Here is a 16,220-nt window from a genome sequence, read left to right on the forward strand (position 1 = left end):
CCTACTTCCCGGTCCCGGTCCCGGCCGCCTTCGCCGCCTTCGCCGCCGCCTTCATCTCCTGCTTGTGCGCCCGCACCTTGACCAGCGACTCGGGCCCGGTGATGTCGGCGACGGACCGGAAGGACTTCGCCTCGCCGTAGGCGCCCGCGGCCTCCCGCCATCCCTTCGGACGTACGCCGAGCTGCTTGCCCAGCAGGGCCAGGAAGATCTGGGCCTTCTGCTTGCCGAAGCCGGGCAGCTCCTCCAGCCGCCGCAGCAGCTCCGGCCCGTCGTCGACGCCCTTCCAGACCAGCTCGGCGTTCCCGTCGTAGTGTTCGACGAGGTATTCGCACAGCTGCTGGATCCGTTTGGCCATGGACCCCGGGTAGCGATGCACGGCAGGTTTCTCCGACAGCAGCGCGACGAACGCCTCCGGGTCGTGGACGGCGATCTCGTGCGCGTCCAGATCCTCGGCGCCCAGCCGCCTGGCGACGGTCGAGGGCCCCTTGAACGCCCACTCCATCGGCACCTGCTGGTCCAGCAGCATCCCGACCAGCGCGGCGAGCGGCGACCGCCCGAGCAGCTCGTCGGCCTCGGGGTCCTGGGCGAGGTGAAGAGTGACGTCCATGCCCCGATCATGCCCCGGCGTGCGCCAGAGCTCCACCGCGTCGCAGGTCGTCCGTGTCGACGCCGGTCACCCCGCCCGCCAGTACCCCAGCGCATGCACCCGCTGCTTGGGAACGCCCAGCTCCCTGCGGACGTACGACGACAGGGTGCGGGTCGTTGTCGTGTCGCAGGCGATCCAGAGGTATGGGTCGGGGGTGGCGGTCAGCAGGCCGGGGAGGTCGGCGCGGATGCGGGAGACCAGGTGGGCGCCGGAGTCCAGGCGCAGGACGTGGCGTGTGTCGTGCCGGGTCGGGTCGGTGCGGAAGGGCAGGTCGTCGCCGTCGCCCTCGAACCAGATGGTCGCCGGTACCGGATCGAGGGCGTCGAGCAGCGAGTTGAGGGCGGGCAGAGAGGCCGGGTCGGCGATCGCGAAGAGGTGGGAGGGCCCTGGGGCGGGCCGTTCGAAGCCCGTGCCGTGGACGGTCGCCTCGACGGTGTCGCCGGGCTTCGCCGCCCGCGCCCAGTCGCTGGCGACCCCGTCGTGCAGCGCGAACTCCAGGCCGAAGGTGCCGGCCGCCGGGTCGGGGTCGACCAGCGTGTAGGCCCGCTGATGCGGCCTGCCCGCGTCGTCGAACCACAGCCGGACCCACATCGTCGGGTGGACGCCGGTCGCGGCGAGCATGCCGCCGTCGGTGAGGTGGACGCGGCGGTAGTGCGGGGTGACGTCCTCGGCGTCCGTCACGGTGAAGGTGAAGTCCTTCGCGCGCAGCAGCTTGAGGACCGCGCCCTCCCAGCCATGACCCTGGCCCATCCGCCGTCTCCGCCCCTCGCGTACGCTTTCACCACGAATTAAGTTAGGTTAGCCTAACCTGAAAAGAGTGGGGAAGAATCGTGGCCGTCGAGATCTGCCGTGACGACTGGGGGATCCCGCATCTGCGCGCGGGCAGCGCACGCGAACTCGCCCACGCCCAGGGCCGCGTGACCGCCCTCGACCGCGCCTGGCAGTTGGAGGTCGAACGGCACCGCTCGCAGGGCACCTCGGCCGCGTTCCTCGGCGCCGAAGCCGTCGGCTGGGACCGCCTGGCCCGCCGCGCCCGCCTCGACGACACCGCCCGGCGCTGCTTCGCCGCCCTGGAACGGCGCGATCCCGAGACCGCCGACTGGATCGTCGCGTACGTCGACGGGGTGAACGAAGGGCTGGCGGAAGGGGCCCGGCACGCACCCGAGTTCGCCGCGGCCGGGCTCGCCCCCGGGCGCTGGGAACCCTGGTCCCCCTTCGGCGTCTGGCTGGGCACGCACCTTCTGTTCGCGGGCTTTCCCGCCAAGCTGTGGCGCGAGGAGGCCGTACGGCACCTGGGCGCGGACGCGGTCGGGCTGTTCGCCACCGACGGGCCCGGGACCTCCGGCAGCAACGGCTGGCTCGTCTCCGGCGAGCGCACCACCACCGGGCTCCCGGTCATCGCGGGCGACCCCCACCGCTTCATCGAGGACCCCGGCGTCTACCAGCAGATCCACCTCGCCTGCCCCGAGTTCGACGTCGTCGGCCTCGCCGTCCCCGGCGTCCCGGGCATCGCCCACTTCGCCCACACCGGCCATGTCGCGTGGGCGATCACCAACGCCATGGCCGACTACCAGGACCTCTACCGCGAGCGGCTCAGACGCCGGGGCGCGCAGGTCGAGGCCCTCGATCCCGACGGCGCGTGGCGGCCCGTCGCCCGGCACGTGGAGACGTTCGAGGTCGCGGGCGGCGAACCGGTCGAGGTCGAGGTCGTCGAGACCCCGCGCGGACCTGTCGTCATCGGCGGAGTCGACGGAGGCACGGGAGTCGACGGAGGCACCGGAGCCGACGGGGACACCGGAGCCGACGGGGACACCGGAGCCGGCGCGGACACCGGGGCTCCCGGGCCGATCAGCCTCCGCTACCCGCCCCGCGTCACCGAAGACCTCGGCTTCAGCGCGCTGCTCCCCCTTCTGCGGGCCCGCCGGGTCGCCGACGTGGACCGCGCCTTCGACTCCTGGGCCGAGCCCGTGAACGTCGTGCAGGCCGCCGACACCGAGGGCGGTCTGCTGCACCGGGTGGCCGGCCGGGTGCCGGTGCGCGCCGCGGCGAACCGTACGCGGATCGTGGCCGCGTGGGAGCCCGGCCACGAGTGGCAGGGCTGGCACGAGATGCCGTACGGCACCGTCGACGACGGCATCGCCGTCATGGCGAACCAGCGCGGCCCCGCCACCCCCCTCGGCGTCGAGTTCGCCCCACCGCACCGCGCCACGCGCATCCGGCACCTCCTCTCCGACCGGGTCGAGTGGTCCGCGTCGGACATGCCCGCCGTCCATACGGACACGCATCTCGCCTCCGCCGCAGCCCTGTTGGACCACCTCGCCGCCCTGCCGGACGAGCGGCTCAGCCCGGCCGCCGCCGAACTCACCGCCCAACTCCTGTGCTGGGACCGGCACATGGAGGCGAGCAGCACCGGGGCCGCCGCGTTCGCCGCCGTCCGCAGCGCGGTCGTACGACGGCTCGCCGCGCACCCCGCCTTCGCGTGCCTGACCGCCCCCACTCTCGGCTCAGCTCGACCGGGGGGACCCCCATCGCCCGCGTACCCGGACGTCTTCCGGCCGTGGCTGGCGCTCACCCCGCGGGTCGCCTTCGCCCTCGAACACCTCCTTACGGCGCGGGAGTTGTACGGCGTCGACCGCACGGTCGTGGTCCGCGAGGCCATCGAGGAGGTGGCCGCCCTGCAGCCGAAGGGCACCTGGGGCGACACCCACCGCCTGGCCCCCTGGCGGGCGCTCGCCACCACGTCGTACGACGAACCGGGTCTGTCCGGGGACCACGACTGCGTGCTGTGCACCTCCGCCGTGCCGGGCCTCACCGACCTGGCCGCTCGCGGGCCCGCCGCCCGCTACGTCTGGGACCTGGCCCGCCGCGACGACAGCCTCTGGGTGGTTCCTTTCGGCGCCTCCGGAATCCCCGGCTCGCGCCACCATCGCGACCAACTCCCCTTGTGGCTCAAGGGAGATCTGGCCCCGGTCGTGACCGACTGGAACCACCTGACCAACCCCTCCCAGGAACCCGAGGAAAGGGAGACCGCGTCCGATGTCTGAGCCGTACGCCCCCGCCCGCGCCGCCGTCCACGAGCAGGTCGTCGACGGCTTCGGAACCGTCCGCATCCTGCCCCTCGACCCGCGTGCCGACCTGGACGTCGTGCACGGCTGGGTGAGCGAGGAGCGCGCCGCGTTCTGGGGCATGACCGGGCTGAGCCGGGAGCAGGTCCTGGAGACGTACGTCCATCTGGACTCGCTCGACACCCACCACGCCTTCCTCGTGGTCGGGAACGGCGAACCCGTCGCCCTCTTCCAGACCTACGAGCCCGAGGCCGACCGTGTCAGCGAGTGCTACGACGTCGAGCCCGGCGACATCGGCGTCCACGTCCTCATCGGCCCCTCCGGAAAGGGCGGCGCCCGCCCCGGCTTCTCCGCCGCCCTGCTGAGCGCCTTCAGCGCGTACGTGCTGCTCGGGCTCGGCCGCCGCCGTGTCGTGGTCGACCCCGACGAGCGCAACGAGAAGGCCATCGCACGCTTCCTCCGCCAGGGCTTCGTCGCCGGGCCCTCCGTCGTCCTGCCCGAGATCGACCTGCCGGACGTGTATCTGCCGGAGAAGCGCGCCCGACTCGCCTTCCTCACTCGGGAGACGGTTTTCGGAAGTGTCACCCGGTAGGCGGCTTTCGGCGGCGTCGTACGGTGACCGGGTGACCCCTGACCGGTCTGGTCGACCGTGCGGGACTCGCCGAGGCCTGGCCGGACGGCGTACGGCGCTGGCAACAGGCCGCGCCCACCGGGAGGTTGGGCCGCCCCGAGGACATCGGCGACGCCTGCGTGTTCCTCGCCTCACCGATGGCGTCCTGGATCACCGGCCACGACCTGGTGGTCGACGGAGGGGTGTCGGCGCGGCCGACCTGGTGAGGGAGCGACCGAGGGCGCGAACGCGGTGAGCACACCACGGTGCCCGTCCGTATACCCGTACACCTGGATACCCGGATCCGGAGACGGAGAGCGCGACGTGGGCGTACGGCAGCAAGAAGGACACGGCGGCGCACGAGGCCCAGTGGCGGGAGCGGAACCCGGCGGACGACGGCGGGCCCTTCGCGGCCTGGTGCTGCTCGGCGCCGTGCTGGGCCTGCTCCTCCTCGGCGGGGCGGGCACCGCGTCCGCGCACGCCGGCCTCAGCAGCGTCGACCCGGGCGACGGAGCCGTCCTCAAGTCGGCCCCGCGTGCCGTCACGCTGACCTTCACCGAGTCCGTCGGCCTCCTCGACGGCTCCTTCCGTGTTCTCGACCCCGCCAACCGGCGCGTCCACACCGGCGAACCGCAGCACGCGGACGGCCGCTCCGACACCGCCCGCGTGACCCTGCCGCGCGACCTGGGCACCGGCACCTTCACCGTCGCCTGGCGTGTCGTCTCGGCGGACAGCCACCCCGTCTCGGGCGCGTTCACGTTCTCCGTCGGCAAACGCTCCGCCACCACGGCGGCAGCGCCGGACACCCCCGTCGAGGACCCGGCCACGGGCAGCCTCTACGACATCGCCCGCTACGGCGCCTACACCGCGCTCGCCCTTCTCATCGGCACCGCCGTCTTCGCCCTCGTCTGCCGCCCGAACGACATCGCGCCGCTGAAGCAGCCGCTCCTCGCCGGCTGGTGGACCCTGCTCGCCACCACGCTCGCGCTGCTCGTACTGCGCGGCCCGTACGAGACGGGCAGCGGCCCCGCGACGGCCTTCGACCCGTCCGCCCTGCGCCACACCCTCACCAGCCGCCCCGGAGTGGCGCTCCTGGCGAGGCTGGTGCTCCTGGCGGTGGCGGCCGCGCTGTTCCTACGACTGCGCAGGCGGGCCGATCAGGCACGGCCGACCCCCGCCCTGCTCGCCGTGGGCGCCGCGCTCTGCGTCGGTCTGGCGCTGACCTGGGTCTCCGCCGAGCACGCCTCCGCGGGAATCCAGGTGCCGCTGGCGATGACGTCCTCGATCCTGCACCTGCTCGCCATGGCGGTCTGGCTCGGCGGACTCGCCGCCCTGCTCATCACCCTCTACCGCTCCCGTTCCGCAGCCCCCCTCCCCGCGACCGCCCTCCCCCGCTTCTCCCGCCTCGCCTTCACCTCCGTGACCGTCCTGACCCTCACCGGCATCTACCAGTCCTGGCGCGGCCTCGGCTCCTGGCACGCCCTCACCTCCACGTCGTACGGCGGAATCCTGATCGCCAAGCTGTGCGCGGTGGTTCTGATGCTGGCGGCGGCGGGGGTCTCGCGGAGGTGGACGGCTCGGTTGGCGGGGGCTGGGGTGGGGGCGGAGACGAAGGTGGAGTCGCCGGAGAAGGAGCGTGTGCTGGAGACGGTGGGGGGATCGTCGACGGCGGAGACCTCGACGGCTGCGGCGCCCACGGCCGATGCGCCGTCGGCTGCAACGACCACGGCCGATGCCTCGTCGGTTCAGGCGGACACCGTCGACGCCTCGTCGGTTGATGCGGCTACCGTCGATGCCGCGCCCGACGACGCGCCGCCCTCGGCCCCTCTCCGTGGTCTGCGCCGCTCGGTCCTGGCCGAAGTCGCCGTCGGCATCGTGGTGTTGGTGATCACCACGGTGCTCACGGGCACGCTGCCGGGGCGGGCCGCCACCGAGGCGTCGGCCGCCACGGGCACGGGGTCGACGGCGGGAGAGCCCACTTCGTCCACCACGGTGATCCCCTTCGACGTAGGCACCCCGAACGGTCACGGCACGGTGCAGATCACCCTCGAACCGAGCCGCGTCGGCGAGAACACCGTCCAGGCCGTGGTGTTCGGCCCCGACGGAGGCGTCTCCACGGTCCCCGAACTGCGCCTCACCTTCACCCTGGCCGACCAGAAGATCGGCCCCCTCGACGCCGACCTCACCGACCAGGGAGGCTACTGGGGCACCGAGGCGGTCAACCTGCCGTTCCCCGGCACCTGGACGATGAAGGTGACGGTGCGGGTCTCCGAACTGGACCAGGTGACCGCGTCGAAGACGGTACGGATCGTGCGCTGACGTCGCGGCTTTCAGGACCTGGTTCTCCGGACCCGGTTCTCAGGACCCGGTGCTCCGGACCCGGTTCTCAGGACCCGGTCGAGCGCGCGGGGGCGACGAGGTGCCGCATGGTCTCGGCGGCCCGGACCGCCGCGTCGCCGCAGCAGTTGTTGAAGAGGACGTGGAGGCGGTCGACCCGCGTGGCCGTGGCGCGCAATCGCGGTACCCACTCCGCGAGTTCGCCGGCCGAGTAGTCGTACCGGAAGCGGTCCTCCTTGCTGCCGGACCCCCATGCGGTACTCCGCCCGTGGAACCGCACGACGGCCGGCCGCCGCGAGGTGACGGGCACGACCGGCGGGATGGAGGAGTCGAGCGTCTGCGCCATGTCCACGCCGACGGCACTCATGCCGTGCCGGGAGAGCAGCCCGGCCGTCGTCTCCGCCCGCGCCCCGTGCCACCACTCGGGATGCCGGAACTCGACGGCGACGGGCCACCCGGCCGTCCGTACGGCGCACTCCGCGATGAACTCCTCCGACCGCGACCCGGGCGCGAACCAGAGCGGGAACTGGAACAACACGCTGCCGAGCCGCCCGGCCCGCCGCAACGGTTCGATCGCCCCGCCGAAGCGCTCCCACACCTCGTCCAGCACCCCCGGCCCCCGGCCGCGCCCCCGCAGACCGGCCGGCAGAGCCGCGTCCCGCGTCGGATGCCCGGTGAGCAACGAGAACGCCTTCACATCAAACCGAAACCCGTCCGGCGTCCGCTCGACCCACAACCGGCTGTTGCGCTCACTGGGCAGCGCGTCATAGGTGGCGTCCACCTCCACCAACGCCAACCGGCCGGCGTAATACCTCAACCGCCCCTCCGCGTCCCGCCGCCCCACCGGGTACCACCCAACTCCCCACCAGCTCCCGATCCGTCCAGGAACACGCCCCCACCAGAATCTCGCCCATGAGGGCCGGTTACCCCGGCTGCTTCTGCATTACGGTTCCGGGAAGCGCAGGACCTTGCTGGGGGAGAATCGTTGAGCGCTCGGATTCTGGTCGCCGAAGACGACGAGAAACAGTCCCGACTGATCCGGATCTATCTGGAGCGGGAGGGAAACGCGGTGCAGGTCGTGGCCGACGGCCGTGCGGCGCTGGAACGGGCGCGTTCGGCGAAGCCGGATCTCATCGTTCTCGATGTGATGCTGCCGTTGGTCGACGGGCTCGATGTGTGCCGCATTCTGCGCACCGAGTCGGACGTCCCGATACTGCTGCTCACCGCCCGCACGACCGAGGAGGACATGCTCCTCGGCCTCGACCTCGGCGCCGACGACTACCTCACCAAGCCGTACAGTCCCCGCGAACTGACCGCGCGGGTACGTGCGTTGCTGCGCAGGTCCAAGAAGGCCGGGGGCGCGGCGGAGCCCGCGGTGCTGCGGGTCGGTGAGGTGGAACTGGACACCGCGCGCTTCGAAGTCAGGGTGGAGGGGCGGCCGGTGGCGCTGACCGCCAAGGAGTTCTCCATCCTGGAGGCACTGGCCCGTGAACCGGGCCGGGTCTTCACCCGGGCGCAGATCATCGAGCGCGTCTTCGGGTTCGACCAGGACGTGCAGGTGCGGACCGTCGACGCGCACGTGATGAATCTGCGCCGGAAGCTGGCGGCGGAGCCGGGCCGGGCCGGCCACCTGGAGACGGTGTACGGGCGGGGCTATCGCCTCGCCGACGGTTCGGGCTCAGCGCCCTCCTGATGCGCCGTCGCCTGACCTGCGATCGCCTGAACCGCTGCCGCCTGATGTGCGATCGCCTGAACCGCTGCCGCCTGATGTGCGATCGCCCGATGCGCCGTCGCCTCCCGGAGCCGTGGGCAGTACGACCGTGAACGTCGTGCCCTCCCCGACCGTGCTGAGCACATCGATCGTCCCCCTGTGGTCGGTGACGATCTGACGGGCGATGGACAGCCCGAGGCCGCTACCGCCGGTCGCCCGGCCGCGTGACGCGTCCGCCCGCCAGAAACGGTCGAAGAGATGCGGCAGGTCCTTTGCCGGTATTCCCTTGCCGGTGTCCCGTACTTCCACGACGGCCAGCTCACCGTGCGGGATCAGGGCCAGGGTCACGATGCCGCCCGGCGCGGTGGCCCGCAGTGCGTTGCCTGCCAGGTTGCCGACGACCTGGCGCAGCCGGTCCGGGTCGGCGGTCACGAACACGGGCCGTGGTGCCTCCAGTTCGAGCACGACGCCCGCCGCCTCGGCCTGGGCGCGGTGGGCCCTGCGGCTGGTCTCCAGGAGCTCGCGCAGGTCGACCTCGGAGCGGTGATAGGTGAGCGCGCCTGCCTCTGCCAGGGCGAGATCCTGGAGATCGTCGACGATCCGCTGCTGCAGGAGCGCCTCCTCGTGGAGGGAGGCGAGCAGTTCCGGGGTCGCCTCGACGACCCCGTCCCGCAGCGCCTCCAGATAGCCGCGCAGATTGGCCAGCGGTGTGCGCAGTTCATGCGCGATGTCACTGGTGAGGCGGCGCTGGCGTGCCTCGCCGGCCTGGATGGAGGCGGCCATGCGGTTGAAGGCGCCGCCGAGTTGCGCGATCTCGTCGCGGCCGGAGACGGGGACGCGCCGCGCCAGGTCGCCCTCGCCCAGCCCCTTCGCCGCGAGTGTCATGGCTCGGACGGGGCGCAGTACGGCCCTGCTCAGGAGCAGAGCGCCGAGGATGGCCGCGAGGGCGACGCCCACCGCGACGGCCACGGTGGGCGCGGCGGCCAGCGTGGGCGGGGACTCGTTCCGGACGCCGAGGTGGATCTCCAGGCGTGGCGGAGCGACGGAAGCGACCCGCTCGTTGAACACCCGCTGCACGCAGCCGGCGAACCGCTGTTCGGACTCGCACACCCGCAACGCGTCCAAATCCTGCTGGATGCGCGGATCCGCTGCCCCGTTGGGCTCCGGGCACCGCGCCGGTCGGCGGCCCGTACTGATCCGGGGGACACCCCGGTCGTCCGGCCGGGCCGTCGGCTTGGCCCCCGCCCGCGTCAGACAGGCCGCGTACACCACTGCCGCCCGGTAGTCGGCGATCGCCTGGGCGGTCTGCTTCAGCGAGAGCCGCGGGGCCAGGCCCTCGGGGAGCCGCAGGACTGGACGCGGGTCGACCAGGACCGGGGGCTGGCTGCTCAGCGCGCGGGGATCACGACCGGCGAGGGCGTCGGAGTCGGCGAGCAGGACGCCGGACTCCGTGGCGACCCGGACGCGCTGGCCGGTGTCCCTCGCGAGCCCGGCCACCGTCGGCGAGAGTCCGTCCCAGGTGCCGTGGGCGAACCCGTACGCGCGGAGTTCGCCGGTGATCCGGGAGGTCTCCTGCCGGCCGGCCGTGACGGTCTCCTGCACCTGGCGGTTCGCCTGGCGCAAGGTGAGCCAGGCGGTGGCGGCGGTGGCGGCCATCGCGACCAGCATCAGCAGGGCGAGGACCCGGAGCCGGAAACTCATCGCACGGGACTCCTCATCGCACGGGACTCCTTCTGAGTGGTGCCAGGTCAGGCGGTCCGGGGGCGGCCTCGGCCGAGACCGCCCCCAGGTCCGTACGGAAGGTCACCGTACGGAAGGCCACCGGCTTCGGGTCGGCTCACGTACCGGACAGCGCCTCCGTCGGTGAGAGCCTGCTGGCCCGGACTGCCGGATACAGGCCGGCCGCCATGCCGATGACGAGCGTCGAGCCGATGCCCGCCGCGCTCGCCCACGCCGGGACGACCGTCGGCCAGTCGCGGCCGAGGGCGTATCCGGCGGTGATGAGCGTGCCGAGCACCGTTCCGCCGAGCCCGCCGATCAGCGACAGCAGCAGGGACTCCGTGACGAACTGTGTGCGGATCTGACCGCGCGTCGCCCCCAGGGCACGGCGCAGGCCGATCTCGGGGCGGCGTTCCAGGACCGAGATGACCATGGTGTTGCCGACGCCGACCCCGCCGACCAGGAGTGCCACGCCGCCGAGGCCGAGCAGCAGTCCGGTCAGAGCCGACTCGGTCGCTTCGCGGGCCGCGAGAGCGTCGGAGGGGCGGGAGACCTGCACCTCGCCGGGCTTCTCGGGGTACGCGGTGGCCGCCAGCACCGCCCGTACGGACGTGACCCGGCTGTCCTCGGCACGGACGTACACCGTCGAGGGATGGCCGTCGAAGCGCAGGTACTTCTCGGCTGCCGACCAGCCGACCAGAGCGGCACTGTCGATCTCCGGTGCGAGCGGCACCGGATCCAGGACGCCGATCAGCGAGAACCAGCGATCGCCGAGCCAGACCCGGGTGCCGGGGGTGTACACGTCGAGCCGCCGGGCGGCGGTCGAGCCGAGCACGACAGCCGGGTACTCCTGCGTCACGGAGTCCAGCCAGCGGCCCTTGCGGACCTTTCCGCCCACGGCGGGCAGCAGATCGGCGCCGGCCGCCAGGACGTGCAGGGAGCCGGTGCGGCCGATGGCTATGCGTTCGTTGCGGTAGATGTCGGCCCCGGTCTCGCCGGTGGCGGCGACCTGTTGCACCGGGGGAACACGGCGGATCATGGCCACGGACTCCGGGGGGAGCTTGGCCTCGTCGCCGGTGAGGGTCTGGCCAGGGGCCACCCGCAGCAGATTCGTGCCGAGGGCGTCGAGCCGGCGGTCGACCTCCGCCTGCCCGGAGCCGGAGATGCCGACCACCGCGATCATCGCGGCGACGCCGATGGCGATGCCGAGCGCGGAGAGGAAGACGCGCAGCGGACGAGTGCGCAGGCCGGTGCCGCCGAGTCGTACGACGTCGGCGGGAACGAGCCGCGCGGCGCGTAGCCGCGACGGGGCGGGGGTCGAGGCCCGGGTGGGGGTCGAGGCCGGGGTGGGGGTCGGGTCCGGCCTCGGCTCCCGTCCGGAGGAGTTCGTCGTGCGGTCCGTCACCGAGGTGCCCCGATCCTCGTGGGCCGTGCCGTGTCGGCGACCAGACGGCCGTCGTGCATTTCGATGCGGCGCGGCAGCCCGGCTGCGATGTCGCGGTCGTGGGTGATGACGACGACGGTTGTGCCGGTGGCGTTCAACTCCCGCAGCAGGGTGAGGACCGTCGTTCCCGACGCCGAGTCGAGGTTTCCGGTCGGCTCGTCCGCCAGCAGCACCGACGGTCCGCCGACCACCGCCCGGGCGACCGCGACGCGCTGGCGTTCGCCGCCGGACAACTGGTGAGGCAGGTGGTGCACGCGGTGGCTGAGCCCCACTCGGGCCAGCGCGGCCGCCGCCCTGGCGCGGCGGCGGCGTATCGGCACGCCCGCGTAGAGGAGGCCGTCCGCCACCGAGTCCAGTACGGGGACACCGACCGCGAGGTGGAACTGCTGGAAGACGAAGCCGATCCGGGTGGCCCGCAGAGCGGAGACCTCCCGGTCCGACAGGCTCGCCACGTCGTGGCCGTCGACCAGGACCCGGCCGGCGGAAGGGTGGTCGAGACTGCCCATGAGGTTGAGCATGCTCGACTTCCCGGAGCCCGACGGGCCGACGATCGCGACCAGTTCACCCCGTCCGATGCGCAGACTCACGTCCCGTACCGCGGCCACGCCGCCCGGGTAGGTCTTGGAGACCGCGTCGAACTCCACGACCGCCGTCACTCCGGGATCCTCACCTTCATGCCCTCGCGGACCGCGGGTCCGCTGACCTCCACATTGCCGTCGGCGAAGAGCCCCGTCCGTACGGCGACGAACCGGCCGGCCGCGGTCTCCAGGCCGTGCCCGCCCTCGGCGAGGGCGACCAGCGCGGCGACTGGGACGGCCAGCACGTCCGTGACCTGCTTGCCCACGTACTCGACCGTCACCGGGCCGCTCTCCCACCGCCCCATGGACCGCTGGTCCTCGACGGTGACGGTCGCGGGAACCGTGGCGGGCTGTCCCGAACCGCCTTCGCCGCCGCCCCCCTCGGGCGCGGTCGCCTGCTTGCCCACCGACGCCACCCCGCCCTTCACCCGTGTGCCGTCGGGCAGTTCGACCGTGACGGCAGACCCGCGTACGGCCCAGGAGGCGTCCGCGGCCGAGGCGTTGACGATCACCTTCCGGGCGGTACCGGTGTACGTGAGGGTGTTCTCGCCGACCGCCGAGCCGAGCCGGGCGCCGGCGGAGCCGATCCGTACCCTTCCGACGGAGTAAATGACGTCGCCCACGCCGACCGTGCCGGTCTCGGCCAGTCCGAGCGACTTCTGCCAACGCCTGACTGCCGCGGCCGTGCCGGGCGTGAACCGCTCGTCCACCGTGAAACCGGTGTAGCCCAGGGCGGCCAGGTTGGTCTCGAACTGCATGACATCCATGCCCCACGGTTCGCTCGGTGCGTGGGGGGTGCCGGTGTCCCCGCCGGTTGCGTTTCCTCCGGTCGCGCTCTCGCTGGTCGCGCCACGTCCGGTCGCGTTCTCGCTGGTCGCGCCTCCTCCGGTCGTGCCTCCCCCGGTTCCTTCTCCTTCGGTTGCGATGGCCTTCGGTGCCGGTGGACCGGAGGCGCTCGGGGACTTGCCGTTCCCGGCGGTGCTCGGCTGCTGCCCGCCCGAGTCCTGCTCGTTCTCCCGGGGGGTCAGCCCCAGGCTTCGGTACATCGGCAGCGGTCCATACATGAGGACCACGGGCCGGTCGTCGACCCGGAGCAACTCGCCGCCGCGCTCCACCGTCGCACCCTGCTCGGGCAGCCAGGTCACGGTCCCGGTCGCCTTGACCGGCAGCGGCAGCTCCGTGCCGTAGCCCAACTGGCCGTCCACCGTGGTGCGTTCGGTCAGTGTCTCCCGCGTCACCGGTACGACGGAGCCGGCCCGTCGCGGGGCAGCCGACCCCTCGTCCTTGCCGCCGCCCAGCCCGAGCGCGCCGACCACGGAGACCGCCGCCACGACGGCGACCGTCGAAGCGATCAGCACCGTACGCCGCTTGCGCCGGCCGCGCCGACCGCGAGGCGGTGGCGGCGCGGGAACGTCCCCGTCCGTGTCACCAACCCCCGCCCCCGCCCCCGCCACTGTCTCTGTCTCCGTCACCTTCAGCCCTTGGCCGCGGGCGGGTTGGTCGGGTTGCCTGCGATCGGCGCGCAGACGCGTATCGCGCGCTGCGCACCGGCGGAGCTCTGGTCCCACTCGGGGACGCCCGAGTTGCTGTTCGTCGGGTAGCCGTCGGGGCCGGGGTCGGGGTAGTCGGGGGCGCCGTGCTTCTGCATGCAGGCGGCCAGGTCGCGCGCGACCTTGATCTGCGCGGCGGTGAGCCTGGGCCGCTTGGCATCCTCGATGCTCTCGGGGACGGTGGCCTTCTTGTCGGCGCACTTCACCGACGCCCTGAGGAACTTCGGATCCTTTTTCAGGGCAAGCAGTTTGTCGCCGCCACCACCACCGAAGTCGACCTCGCCCTTCTCGTCCGGGTCCGGCGCGTCCACACCGTTGTCCCGCAGGCACTGCACCCAACCCCGCTGCGCCTTCACGTACGCGGCCACGTCGTCCCCGCCGCCCTGGCCGCCCGCCTTCGTGGCCGAGGCGGACGAGTCGCCACGGTCCGCCGTCGGAACCTTCGAGTCACCGCCGTCGCTGCCGCAGCCGGTCAGTGCGAAGACCACGACCGAGGCCGCCGCGGCCGGCAGTACCCGATTCATCCTCATCGGTTCTCCCGCTCTCCTGTCGAACCCGTCCACGGACGCGGCGGGCAGGCCGACGGTAGGACGCAGACAATGAAGAACCTTTGAAGAACCTGTCAGCCGATCATGCGGCCGCTGGCACGCCGCTGGCACGCCGGGCCCCGCCGCGAACGGTGAGGCCCTTCGACACCGTGCCCGCGCACAGGAATCCGCACGGAGCGGGGCCGGGCCTCGACCCCGAAGTGGTGTCTGCCCCGCGTGCCATCATCCGCATGTGCTCAAGATCCCCGGATACGAAGGCGGCCCACTGGTCCAGGGCAGCGCCTACCTGGACAACCCGCTGTTCTGGCCCGTACACCTCGGCACCAGCTTGCGCGGGGAGGATGCACAACGAGCCGCGTTCGGCGCCGACTGGGACGCGGCCATGGAGCTGAACCGCACGCTGTCCGGCGAGCACGAGTGGCCGGTGTTCAACGTGCCCCTGCGCTCCGGCCACACCATCCATGTCGTCTACCGCAACTTCGAGGACGACCAAGGGGTGGACTACGTCATCCATCACGCGGCTTGGTCCAAAGCGGAAACGCTCGCCGCTGTCGACGGTCACTTCATGGGGCCCGGGATGGCCTGGCCGGAACTGTTGTCCGTTGCTCGACAGCCGGCAACAGAGGGCGCCGGCGACGCGGCCGCCCGTCTCCTGCTGCTCTTCCCCACACTCGGCGACGCACAACTTCCCGACGACGCCGCTGCTGTCCTCACCACTGCCCTCGCCGCTCTCACCTGGATCGAGGAGCCCGCGGAAGTGGCGAGGATGCTCCTTGAGAACCAGGGCCTATGGGCTCCCGCCCGCTGGACGCCGACAGCCGGCGTCTGGACCAACGATGGCGGGCACTCCTTCCGAAACCCCGGGAATGCCTTCGCTCTGCCCGAGAGGCGGCTTCTGGAGATCAGTGACGCACTGCGCGACGGGAAGTGACGGCGCCGGCGGCATCAGGCGGCCGGGCGAAGCCCTGAACTCGGGAAGTTGCGGTGTGGTGGGGCAGAGCCTCACCCGCCGTGCCGGCGGGCCGTGCGGATGAGGGTTTCGGCCTCGGAGGGGCGGCCGGCCAGTCGACCAGCGGTGCGGATCTGTTCGTCGGTCATGCCCTGCTTCACCAGCTGGATCGCCTCATGGATCCCGTCTCCATTCCCCTTGTCGAGCACCGCCAGGAACCACCGCACGGCCTGGACCGGGTCCGGTGCTGTTCCCAGGCCGTCGCGGTACCGGCAGCCGGCGCCGAACATCGAACCCGCGTGCCCGCGTTGGGCGGCGTACAGGTACCAGCTCAGGGCCTCGGCGTCCTCGTCGATGGCGGAGAGCCGGTCTCCGAGCACGGCAGCCGCCTCGATCACGCCCCCGCTGACTGCCTGGCGGAGCAGACGCAGGCACCGGTCGTGGTCCCTGACCCGGGCATCGCCGGTGATGTGCATGCCCGCCAGGTTGAAGGCGGCGTACGCGTCGCCGGCCTCCGCGGCCGCCGTGAAGAGGGCCTCGGCCTGGAACGCGTCCGCCTCGACTCCGCGGCCGGTGCGGTACATGACGCCCAAGGTGCGCTGGGCCGCCGGATGCCCGGCCCGCGCCGCGGCTGTCGCGTAGGACAGCACCATCGGGTGTGCGGCGTCGGTGAAGAAGTCGAGCAGCACGCCGGCCACGAGAGCCTGTGCCTCAACGTCCCCTTCGTCGGCCTGCGCCTTCAGCGGTGGGACCGCCGTGACCACGAGGTTCGCCGAGTCCAGGCTTCCGGCATTGGAACCGGCGATCCAAGCCGCGACAGCCGCCTTCCAGTCTCCCTTCGCGGCAGCCTGCTGACCTCGCTCGATGAACTCGGCGGCGGAATCACCCCCTGAGGGGACGGGAGCATCACTCATGAGGCGCCATCCTGCCCGACGGCAGATCGGCACCTCGCGTAAGGGCGGCGACTTCCGACCGGACGGATGCCTGGAGCTGCTCCGCGTCGGTTGGCCACGTACCGCGGGTGAACATCGGTCCGATCGAGTGGACTCGGAGGGACGCGTGC

General features: G+C 72.4%; 13 protein-coding genes and 2 pseudogenes. 6 read left to right on the plus strand and 9 right to left on the minus strand.

Translation table 11 applies throughout. The annotated features are described in order from the left end of the window. Nucleotide 1 precedes the first annotated feature (1 nt). Both ABZS97_RS01870 and ABZS97_RS01875 read right to left on the minus strand, forming a co-directional pair. Nucleotides 2-607 (minus strand): HhH-GPD-type base excision DNA repair protein, encoded by a 606-nt coding sequence (locus ABZS97_RS01870; protein ID WP_356132380.1) that lies wholly within the window; start codon nucleotides 605-607, stop codon nucleotides 2-4. A gap of 66 nt (nucleotides 608-673) precedes the next feature. Beyond that, nucleotides 674-1,396 carry a siderophore-interacting protein gene (locus ABZS97_RS01875; protein WP_356132383.1) on the minus strand — a complete coding sequence of 241 codons (723 nt, stop codon included), beginning with the start codon at nucleotides 1,394-1,396 and terminating at the stop codon, nucleotides 674-676. Between the two features lie 80 nt (nucleotides 1,397-1,476). On the opposite strand from ABZS97_RS01875, the gene ABZS97_RS01880 reads away from it, so the two are divergent. The 4 genes and pseudogenes from ABZS97_RS01880 to ABZS97_RS01895 all read left to right on the plus strand — a co-directional run bounded on the left by ABZS97_RS01880 (nucleotide 1,477) and on the right by ABZS97_RS01895 (nucleotide 6,640). Continuing rightward, on the plus strand, nucleotides 1,477-3,690 hold the full coding sequence (locus tag ABZS97_RS01880) for a penicillin acylase family protein (RefSeq protein ID WP_356132386.1): 2,214 nt from the start codon (nucleotides 1,477-1,479) through the stop codon (nucleotides 3,688-3,690). Continuing rightward, nucleotides 3,683-4,303 carry a GNAT family N-acetyltransferase gene (locus tag ABZS97_RS01885; RefSeq protein ID WP_356132389.1) on the plus strand — a complete coding sequence of 207 codons (621 nt, stop codon included), beginning with the start codon at nucleotides 3,683-3,685 and terminating at the stop codon, nucleotides 4,301-4,303. The genes ABZS97_RS01880 and ABZS97_RS01885 overlap by 8 nt, the downstream gene beginning before the upstream one ends. A 44-nt stretch (nucleotides 4,304-4,347) precedes the next feature. Then, a pseudogene (locus tag ABZS97_RS01890) lies at nucleotides 4,348-4,548 on the plus strand (SDR family oxidoreductase); the annotation flags it as partial. 190 nt (nucleotides 4,549-4,738) lie between these two features. After that, nucleotides 4,739-6,640, plus strand: a complete 1,902-nt coding sequence (locus tag ABZS97_RS01895) for a copper resistance protein CopC (protein WP_356132470.1) — start codon at nucleotides 4,739-4,741, stop codon at nucleotides 6,638-6,640. 67 nt (nucleotides 6,641-6,707) lie between these two features. Here the strand turns inward: ABZS97_RS01895 and ABZS97_RS01900 are convergent. Beyond that, a pseudogene (locus ABZS97_RS01900) lies at nucleotides 6,708-7,572 on the minus strand (DUF72 domain-containing protein). A 71-nt stretch (nucleotides 7,573-7,643) separates the two neighbouring features. Between ABZS97_RS01900 and ABZS97_RS01905 the strand changes: the two are divergent. Then, nucleotides 7,644-8,351 (plus strand): response regulator transcription factor, encoded by a 708-nt coding sequence (locus ABZS97_RS01905; RefSeq protein WP_356132392.1) that lies wholly within the window; start codon nucleotides 7,644-7,646, stop codon nucleotides 8,349-8,351. Here the strand turns inward: ABZS97_RS01905 and ABZS97_RS01910 are convergent. The 5 genes from ABZS97_RS01910 to ABZS97_RS01930 all read right to left on the minus strand — a co-directional run bounded on the left by ABZS97_RS01910 (nucleotide 8,337) and on the right by ABZS97_RS01930 (nucleotide 14,190). Further along, on the minus strand, nucleotides 8,337-10,070 hold the full coding sequence (locus ABZS97_RS01910) for an ATP-binding protein (RefSeq protein WP_356132395.1): 1,734 nt from the start codon (nucleotides 10,068-10,070) through the stop codon (nucleotides 8,337-8,339). The genes ABZS97_RS01905 and ABZS97_RS01910 overlap by 15 nt on opposite strands. 136 nt (nucleotides 10,071-10,206) lie before the next feature. Then, nucleotides 10,207-11,334, minus strand: coding sequence for an ABC transporter permease (locus ABZS97_RS01915; protein WP_356132472.1), 1,128 nt, complete (start codon nucleotides 11,332-11,334; stop codon nucleotides 10,207-10,209). Between the two features lie 155 nt (nucleotides 11,335-11,489). Next, nucleotides 11,490-12,188 carry an ABC transporter ATP-binding protein gene (locus tag ABZS97_RS01920; RefSeq protein WP_356132398.1) on the minus strand — a complete coding sequence of 233 codons (699 nt, stop codon included), beginning with the start codon at nucleotides 12,186-12,188 and terminating at the stop codon, nucleotides 11,490-11,492. Continuing rightward, a complete protein-coding gene (locus ABZS97_RS01925) occupies nucleotides 12,185-13,468 on the minus strand; it encodes a peptidoglycan-binding domain-containing protein (protein ID WP_356132400.1) in 1,284 nt (427 codons plus the stop codon). Before ABZS97_RS01925 ends, ABZS97_RS01920 begins: the two co-directional genes overlap by 4 nt. Nucleotides 13,469-13,584: 116 nt before the next feature. Beyond that, nucleotides 13,585-14,190, minus strand: coding sequence for a hypothetical protein (locus tag ABZS97_RS01930; protein WP_356132402.1), 606 nt, complete (start codon nucleotides 14,188-14,190; stop codon nucleotides 13,585-13,587). A gap of 250 nt (nucleotides 14,191-14,440) precedes the next feature. On the opposite strand from ABZS97_RS01930, the gene ABZS97_RS01935 reads away from it, so the two are divergent. Beyond that, nucleotides 14,441-15,139, plus strand: a complete 699-nt coding sequence (locus ABZS97_RS01935; RefSeq protein WP_356132404.1) for a hypothetical protein — start codon at nucleotides 14,441-14,443, stop codon at nucleotides 15,137-15,139. Between the two features lie 71 nt (nucleotides 15,140-15,210). On the opposite strand, the gene ABZS97_RS01940 is transcribed toward ABZS97_RS01935, so the two are convergent. Then, a complete protein-coding gene (locus tag ABZS97_RS01940) occupies nucleotides 15,211-16,071 on the minus strand; it encodes a tetratricopeptide repeat protein (RefSeq protein WP_356132406.1) in 861 nt (286 codons plus the stop codon). Nucleotides 16,072-16,220 lie beyond the last annotated feature (149 nt).

The organism is Streptomyces sp. NPDC005485, from assembly GCF_040606085.1.
GTDB lineage: Bacteria > Actinomycetota > Actinomycetes > Streptomycetales > Streptomycetaceae > Streptomyces.

What these genes read in the sequence shown, in the direction of transcription:
- ABZS97_RS01930 (WP_356132402.1), bottom strand. Translation starts at nt 14,190, where the DNA reads ATGAGGATGAATCGGGTACTGCCGGCCGCGGCGGCCTCGGTCGTGGTC.
- ABZS97_RS01940 (WP_356132406.1), bottom strand. Translation starts at nt 16,071, where the DNA reads ATGAGTGATGCTCCCGTCCCCTCAGGGGGTGATTCCGCCGCCGAGTTC.
- ABZS97_RS01875 (WP_356132383.1), bottom strand. Translation starts at nt 1,396, where the DNA reads ATGGGCCAGGGTCATGGCTGGGAGGGCGCGGTCCTCAAGCTGCTGCGC.
- ABZS97_RS01910 (WP_356132395.1), bottom strand. Translation starts at nt 10,070, where the DNA reads ATGAGTTTCCGGCTCCGGGTCCTCGCCCTGCTGATGCTGGTCGCGATG.
- ABZS97_RS01885 (WP_356132389.1), top strand. Translation starts at nt 3,683, where the DNA reads ATGTCTGAGCCGTACGCCCCCGCCCGCGCCGCCGTCCACGAGCAGGTC.
- ABZS97_RS01870 (WP_356132380.1), bottom strand. Translation starts at nt 607, where the DNA reads ATGGACGTCACTCTTCACCTCGCCCAGGACCCCGAGGCCGACGAGCTG.